A 5,291-nucleotide genomic window follows, 5' to 3' on the forward strand; every position below is an offset into this window, starting at 1 on the left:
GTCCGCACCGCCGGCCGCAGCGTGTGCCCCGGCGACCAGCGAAGCCGACAGTGCCATCGCCGCGTCCCGCTGTTCGGGATCGAGATACCGATTACGCGAGGACAATGCGAGACCGTCCTGCTCGCGAACCGTCGGGACCCCGATGACCGCGACGTCGAAGTTCAGATCGCGCACCATCTGCCGGATCAACGTCAGCTGCTGGTAGTCCTTCTCGCCGAAGTACGCGCGATGCGGTGCGGCGATCTGCAGCAGCTTGGCCACGACGGTGAGCATTCCTGCGAAATGAGTTGGCCTGCTGGCACCTTCGAGTTCTGCGCCGAGCGGACCGGGATGGACCGTGGTGCGCGGACCCGACGGGTACATGTCCGACGCCGACGGCGCGAAGACCAGCTCGACGCCCTCTTCACGCAGCAGCGCGACATCGGCGTCGAGGGTGCGCGGGTAGGCATCGAGGTCCTCGCCCACACCGAACTGCAGCGGGTTGACGAAGATCGACACGATCACCACGGCACCGGTGAGCTTGGCCTGCCGCACCAGCTGCAGGTGCCCGGCGTGCAGCGCGCCCATGGTCGGGACCAGAGCGACCTGCTTCCCGACGCCTCGCAGTGCTTTCGACACCGACGTGATCACCGCAGGATCGTGGTGAACCGTCAACTGCCCCTTGGTATAGCTGCCCGCGAGGGTCATCGATTCCCTTCCAGAAGTTCGATCAGGTCTGCCTTGGCCCCGATACGCTGCGCCGATCGCAACGACAGCGCCCGGTACCCGGCGGCGATCCGCGAATCCACGGACTCGAGCACGTCGAGATGCTTGCCGACTGCAGCGGTGTCGCCGCGGGCAACCGGCCCCGTGAGCGCCGACTGCCCGTTGCGCAGCGCATTGTCCAGCGCGGCTTCGAGCAGTGGAGCCAGAACACGCTCGGGCACACCGCGCTCGGAGTCCGAACCGGGAAAACCCGGTCCGGCCAATGCAACTCGGAGCGCCTCGACCGCGTCGACCACCAGAGTGACGAGGTGATTGCTGCCGTGCGCGAGCGCAGCATGGTAGAGCGCCCGATTGTTCTCGGGCACGTGAACCGGCTCGCCGCCGATCTCGAGGACCAGAGCCTGCGCCACCGCATAGCCGATCTCGTCGCCTGCAGTGATGCCGAAGCACGCAGCGGTCATCCGGTCGGTGTCCTCGACTCCACCGCTGAACGTCATGGCCGGGTGGATCGCCAACGGCACGGCACCGAGAGCCGACAGAGGCTCGAGCACCGAGATCCCGTTCGCGCCGGAGGTGTGCACCACCAACTTTCCCGGTGCAACCGCCCCGGTGGATGCCAGACCCGCGACGATCGACGCCAGCTCACTGTCCGGTACGGCCAGAATCAGCAGTTCTGCGCGACGAGCAACCTCGTCGACGGGCAGAACTTGAGACTCGGGCAACCGCTCACGCACCCGCGCGATGGACGCATCCGACACGGCAGCGGCACCGACGACAACATGCCCGACGCGTTCGAGCGCCTCACCGAATGCGGTACCGACCCGACCTGCCGAGACGACACCAACCGTCAAGCGAGCCGGAGACAGACCACCGGTGCCAGAAAAGGTCACCGAAAATTTCCTCTCGTTCGTTCCAGTCCCGCTCTGCGGTACCAGACGTCCTGTACGGAACAATAGCGACCGCGACCCCTCGCAGGCCATGGAAGAGCTGTGTGATCTGGTTCTCAGTCTGCGCGACGGCGACGGCGACGGGTTCCCGGATCGGTCATGCCCGCATCACCGGACCCTCCGCCTTGCAGCCCGGCCATGATCTCGGCGACGGATCGACCGTTCGAGTGTGCACCCGACGCATCCTCGTCGTCGGCCGACTCCGCGCGCCTACGACCGCGTCGAGGCGAGACGGATGTGTCCTCGGCCGGTGTCTCGTAGTCGTGATCGGCCGCGAAGAACGCGTCGGCCGATTCACGCAACGAGGCGCGCGCCGTCGAGAAGGCGTCACCGTTCCGGTCCGCGGCAGGCTCGGTTTCGTACTGCTCGTCCGGCTCCGCCGAATACGACTCCGCCGAATACGACTCTGCGGAAAACGAACCCGTGGAATACGAACCGACCGAGTCGGCCTCCGCATGCCCGCTCTCGTAGGTCTCTTCGGTGGCCTGCGGCTCGAACTCCGCCGCCGGTTCCGGCTCTGCGGCAGGTCGACGCGTCTGCTCGAAGTCGTATGCGGTGAAAGGCGAGCTGGGCGGCGTGACGCGCCCCGCCGGTCTCGGTGCGCCGTAGGGACGTGCTTGCGCTGCAGGTCGCTCGAACGGGTCCTCGTCCGCATCGGCCGCGTCCGTGTCGTAGCTCGTCTCCTCGAACGAATCCTCGGCGTACGAATCCTCAGTCGACTCGGAGGCCGCTGCGGAGGCCGTGGCCTGCGGCATCTCGTCCGGATCCTCGGGGTACACCACCGACGTCTCGGCCGTGACCGGCTCGTCGTAGGGAGTTCCGACACCGTTGAGGCCGGTTCCCGGTGCCATCGAGCCGTTCCCGCGACCGGGAACGTAGAGGCCGGACGGCGCAGGTTGGTAGCTGTCGTAACCGCGTCCGCCGAGTTCTTGCATCCTCATCGCTTCGGCACGCAGTGCGACACGTTCGGTGGGCAGATCGCCGTCGAAGAGCACCTGCAGGTTCTGGCGAAGGGCAGCGAGTTCGTTGCGCAGCGCTGCTACCTCGTCGAGCTCGAGCTGCGATTCACCGCGAACCCGAGCTTCGACGCTCATCTCGTACTCGCGCCGCGCCGAGATCTCCCGAGCCAACTGCAGCTCGTAGACCGTCTGCAGGTCCTTGGCCTTGGTCTGATCGGCGGCCGCCTCGCGCCTGTACTTGGTCATCGCGAACGCACCGATCACCGCAGCCCACAGCGCCGAGAGAACACCGACCCTCATCCACTGCACGCTCTCGGTGAAGAGCAACAACACACTGGCGATGATGCCGAACACGACGAGCGCCGCGAGGAACAGCTGGCTCGCACTGCGCCTCTTACGGCGCCCCTTCTTTGCGCGAGTCTGATCTGTCATGTTCACAAGGGTAACCGGCAAATCGTTCGCAAATAGTCATCCTCGACCGATCACTTACACAACCGAGGTAACAATCAAAAGTTTCGAGCGCTACCGAGAACGCTCGTCGTCACGGTCCTTCGGGGTACGGCAGCACTGTTCGAGCCATACCGCGGCAGCGACGACGGCCAGTCCTGCCACGAGCGCAACGACGGCTCCGGCCCGATCCGACGACGCTGCCCGCACCGTCGCCGCACGCGGCATCACGTACACCAGAAATCCGACGCACACTCCGACGACAGCGGTTCCCACCAGCATCGATGCCTTCGCCAACACCAGCGCCCTGAACACCGTCAACGGGTGTAGATCGTGCAGACCGCTGCCCACTCGATGCTCGGCGATGCGATTGCGAACGATCACGGCAGTCACCACTTGCACCACCGCGACCAGATACAACGACGCCCCGGCGTACACCGGAATCGGTGGCAACGAGCCGTAGAAGACCCGGACCAGCAGCCACGTGCCGATCGAGGCGACCAGGAAAAGACCCAAGACATCCCAGACCTTGGTGGGATTGGTCACCACAACCCATCACCGACGCCTTCTTGCTCTTCTGGTCGTTCCTGCAGGCTCCACTCCTGCTTTTCTGGTCGTTCCTGCAGGCTCCACTCCTGCTTTTCTGGTCGTTCCTGCAGGCTCCACTCCTGCTCGATCACTCCCGCACGCTCCTCCGGGCTCAGTCTCCCGAGTAACTCGGTCACCGGAACGTCGTCGTCGCCGACGCGCAGGGTGGCGTCCGGCTCGACGTCCAGCCACGGCAGCAGGACGAACGCTCGCTCGTGCGCGCGCGGGTGCGGAAGGATCAAACGAGGGTCCTCGCTGATCATGTTCTCGCACACCACCACGTCGACGTCGAGGCTCCGCGGCCCCCCACCGCTGCACTCGAACGCGATCGGCCGCCTCCTCGAGGCGCTGACCGAAGCGCAACCAATCCCAGGCGTCGAACGCGTCGTCCTCGGCCACGACGACGGCGTTGAGGAAGTCCTGCTGCTCGACGCCACCCCAGGGAGCGGAGCGGTACACCGGCGAGCAGGCCACCAGCCGCGTACCCAATTCGGCTGTGACAGAGCGCAAGTGGGCGAGCGAATCACCGATGTTGCTGCCGATGGACAGCACGGCCCTGGTCACGGCCGCTCCCGGTACGCCACCACGGCAACGTCCCCGAACGTCAGCGGAATGGGGGCCGACGGCTTGTGCAGCACCACTTCCACCGCGTCGACGCGCGAGTCGTACGCCAGCACGACCTCGGCGATCTCGGCCGAAACCGTCTCGATCAGATCCCTGGACGGGCCCGCGACGACGGCCGCGGCGTGCTCGGCCAGTTCTCCGTAATGCAGGGTTCGGGTCAAATCGTCGGTCTCGGCCGCGGGCCGCAGGTCCATCCACACGGTGATGTCGACGACGAAGTCCTGCCCGTCTCGCTTCTCGAAGTCGAAGACGCCGTGATTGCCGCACACCGTCAGGCCACGCAGTTCGATGCGGTCGCCGCGACGCGTCCCGGCACCGACGCGGCTGCTGATCTCGCTCATGCCCGATCACCCTGCCATGCCCGTACGACGGCGACCGCGTCGAGTGATGCTCGGGCGTCGTGCACGCGAACACCCCCACGCTCCCCCGGCGACGGCGAGCGCCGACACCACGGCCGTGGCGATCTCTCGCCCGTCCGGCGGCCGCGGAGAACCGTCGTCGTCCGCCAACAGCGATCCGAGAAAACGCTTCCTGGAAGCACCGACGAGAACCGGAAAGCCGGCCGACACCAGGTCGGGAAGGCCACGCAGCAGTTGCCAGTTGTGATCGGCGTTCTTGGCGAATCCGAGGCCGGGGTCGAGCACGAGCATCGCGGAGTCCACTCCCGCGGCCACTGCGTGATCGACCTGTTCGAGCAGTTCGCTGCGGACGTCGGCGACCACGTCGTCGTACCGGTCGGCTGGACCGGCGTGCCGGTATTCGGATCCGGCGGCTCGCCAGTGCATCAAGATCCACGGCAGTCCGCCGTCCGCAACCACCCCGGCCATGGCCGGATCCGCCCGACCGCCCGAGACGTCGTTGACGATAGAGACCCCGGCCTCGATCGCGCCTCGGCGACCGAGGCGCGCATGGTGTCGACGCTGGTGGTCACACCAGCTTCGGCCAGCGCGGCGATGACCGGGACGACGCGCTGCGCTTCGAGAGTCGATCGATCCGGTCTGCTCCGGGACGCGTCGACTCA

Annotated in this window: 5 protein-coding genes and 2 pseudogenes; all 7 read right to left on the minus strand. The window is 66.5% G+C overall.

The genetic code is table 11. From position 1 onward, the window contains the following. Positions 1–687: pantoate--beta-alanine ligase (gene panC, locus RHBS_RS24020; protein WP_128646617.1), on the minus strand; the 687-nt coding region annotated here is incomplete at its 3' end. After that, positions 684–1,595 carry a Rossmann-like and DUF2520 domain-containing protein gene (locus RHBS_RS24025; RefSeq protein ID WP_128646619.1) on the minus strand — a complete coding sequence of 304 codons (912 nt, stop codon included), beginning with the start codon at positions 1,593–1,595 and terminating at the stop codon, positions 684–686. The genes RHBS_RS24025 and panC, both read right to left, overlap by 4 nt. 113 nt (positions 1,596–1,708) lie before the next feature. Further along, positions 1,709–3,043: a DUF6779 domain-containing protein gene (locus RHBS_RS24030; protein WP_128646621.1), complete on the minus strand. Its 1,335-nt coding sequence runs from the start codon at positions 3,041–3,043 to the stop codon at positions 1,709–1,711. Between the two features lie 90 nt (positions 3,044–3,133). Continuing rightward, complete coding sequence (locus tag RHBS_RS24035) at positions 3,134–3,604, minus strand: DUF3180 domain-containing protein (RefSeq protein WP_121872943.1); 471 nt, start codon at positions 3,602–3,604, stop codon at positions 3,134–3,136. Positions 3,605–3,711: 107 nt separating this feature from the next. After that, positions 3,712–4,210, minus strand: a pseudogene (folK, locus tag RHBS_RS24040) (2-amino-4-hydroxy-6-hydroxymethyldihydropteridine diphosphokinase); the annotation flags it as partial. Further along, the gene (gene folB / locus RHBS_RS24045; protein WP_121872140.1) at positions 4,207–4,611 is read right to left on the minus strand and encodes a dihydroneopterin aldolase; all 405 of its coding nucleotides are present in this window, start codon (positions 4,609–4,611) and stop codon (positions 4,207–4,209) included. The pseudogene folK and the gene folB, both read right to left, overlap by 4 nt. Beyond that, positions 4,608–5,291: pseudogene (folP, locus tag RHBS_RS24050) on the minus strand (dihydropteroate synthase); the annotation flags it as partial. The pseudogene folP and the gene folB, both read right to left, overlap by 4 nt.

It is taken from the genome of Rhodococcus sp. BS-15 (assembly GCF_000813105.1).
Lineage (GTDB): Bacteria > Actinomycetota > Actinomycetes > Mycobacteriales > Mycobacteriaceae > Rhodococcoides.